Origin of the sequence: Vibrio sinensis, from assembly GCF_003605645.1 — a bacterium.
GTDB classification, from domain to species: Bacteria; Pseudomonadota; Gammaproteobacteria; order Enterobacterales; family Vibrionaceae; genus Vibrio; species Vibrio sinensis.
Genome location: NZ_QVMU01000067.1, coordinates 1 through 1,965, shown reverse-complemented (window position 1 = coordinate 1,965; position 1,965 = coordinate 1). Strand labels below are relative to the sequence as shown.

General features: G+C 36.7%; 2 protein-coding genes and 1 pseudogene. 2 read left to right on the top strand and 1 reads right to left on the bottom strand.

Annotated features, from left to right (window positions below):
- Both DZ860_RS23675 and DZ860_RS23670 read left to right on the top strand, forming a co-directional pair.
- Window positions 1-135: pseudogene (locus DZ860_RS23675) on the top strand (IS4 family transposase); the annotation flags it as partial.
- Window positions 136-498: 363 nt separating this feature from the next.
- Window positions 499-1,212: a tetratricopeptide repeat protein gene (locus DZ860_RS23670; RefSeq protein WP_165862957.1), complete on the top strand. Its 714-nt coding sequence runs from the start codon at window positions 499-501 to the stop codon at window positions 1,210-1,212.
- Between the two features lie 283 nt (window positions 1,213-1,495).
- Here DZ860_RS23670 and DZ860_RS23665 read toward each other — a convergent pair whose 3' ends face one another.
- Complete coding sequence (locus tag DZ860_RS23665; RefSeq protein ID WP_014386665.1) at window positions 1,496-1,798, bottom strand: hypothetical protein; 303 nt, start codon at window positions 1,796-1,798, stop codon at window positions 1,496-1,498.
- Window positions 1,799-1,965: the final 167 nt, after the last annotated feature.

Genomic DNA, 1,965 nt, shown 5'->3' with positions numbered 1-1,965 from the left:
CTCTCAACAGTGCGCTTAGGGATGGAAGTTTTGCGGCATTCTGGCTACACAATAACGAGGGAAGACTTGCTCGCGGCTGCAACCCTGCTTGCTCAAAATCTATTCAAACATGGTTGTGCTTTGGGGAAATTATGAGGGGATCCCTCAGCCCGTAACACTAAACGCACTGGTATGGAGTTTCAGCTGATAACAAAGGCAAGCAAACAAAAATGATGTGCTGCCTTCGCTGACGACATACTGCAATCGGGTAACTCAAAAATGCCCCATTCTAAGCTAGATCTGCTCTGTGTCTCATTTCGATATTGGGTTATTTGACCTATTTTTTCTTATGCTACAAAGTGTCTATTGATTTGGTGTCAGTATTGTAGTGGTACGGTGAATTTGGCCACCTAGTTAGAGGTGATATTCTTACCTCATAAGATGACAAGTGACAAAATGAAGGAAATACTGGCTAAGCTAGTTGACACGTCTAATATTATTGTTTTATGGATGTATTTCATGGATTTAGAAAAAATATACTTACAAGGTGTAGAGGCTTTCCAAAAGCAGCCTCCTGCATTTAATGATGCTTTTATTTTTTTCGAACAGGCAGCTACTCAAGGACACAGTAAGTCTCAATACAATTTAGGCCAGATGTTCTATAAGGGTGTTGGTACTAAACAAGATTTAGATGCTGCTTTTTATTGGCATGAACAATCTGCAAAAAATGGGATTGATGCTGGTATGTATGAGACTGGATACGAATACGGAAATAGAGGGGATGCCACCAATGCCTTAAAATGGTTAACAAAAAGTGCAAATTCTGGAAATATACTAGCACAGTCGTTTCTAGGGCATTTATATGGAGGATTTGTAACTTCACCTTTCAATGTGAAACAAGACTTCAATAAATCAGCTCATTTCTTAGAAGGAGCTGCTAAGTCAGGGGATGCGAAGTCACAATTTAGGTATTCTGCACTTTTACTTGATGGTAAGGGAACTCCTAAAAATGAAGCAATGGCATTGCATTATTCAAAATTAGCAGCAGATAATAATTATCCTGATGCATTGTACACAACTGCACTAATGTATTTTAATGGTTTTGGTACAGAAAAAAACCATGACCTAGCGCTTTATTATGCAGAAAAAGCAATGAAGAAAGGAGATAGTGAAGCGAGTAAGCTTGTTAAGCATATAAAGTCCAAGAAAAAGAAATTATTTGGTCTTTTTTAATTAATTACACTGGAAGCTTATAGTGATATATATTTATATGGTCGTGGCAGTTATTATACTTTTATCGCAATTACGTTATGGAGTCTTAAAGGCTCTCGGAGTTAGTATATTTTGGCCTATATATGCTATCGGCGCTGCTTTGTATGTAATGATAAAAGCCATTAAAACCCACCCTGAAAACAATAAGTAGAATCATTTACAGGATCTTAATTATCTCTAAGTAGTTTCATAAACTACTTAGTTCTATCCTGTTGATATACTTTTATAAATAAGAACGTTGTAATTATATCTTACTAATCACCCAACCTTTGTGCGTTTGATGTGATATTTCATGCTCATTGTTAAAGGTAACAACACTATGAGTAATATCAGTATAATCTCTATCATTAATAGGCTTAGGATTGATTCCTACTACATATCCTAAATCGTCTCTAATTAAATTGAAACGACTTGGAAGATAAGACTCCTCAAACCAAGGGCAACCCAAAATCAAAGAAAATCTGATAACACCAAGTTCGACACATCTTGCTTCTAACTTGTCTAACATTACTTGTTGTCTGGCATTCTTAAATGCTTTAAATAACATATCATCCCCATTCTATAAACCCGATTTCAGATAATAAGTGCGACATTCATGGAAAGGTGTAGAAGAAGAAGCCAACTGCTGAAAGTGGTACGCTCTTCTCGCCAAAGAAACAAGCAGTACTACCATGAATTATCAGCAGTTGACCGAGGGCAGAAGATACCAGATTT

What these genes read in the sequence shown, in the direction of transcription:
- DZ860_RS23670 (WP_165862957.1), top strand. Translation starts at nt 499, where the DNA reads ATGGATTTAGAAAAAATATACTTACAAGGTGTAGAGGCTTTCCAAAAG.
- DZ860_RS23665 (WP_014386665.1), bottom strand. Translation starts at nt 1,798, where the DNA reads ATGTTATTTAAAGCATTTAAGAATGCCAGACAACAAGTAATGTTAGAC.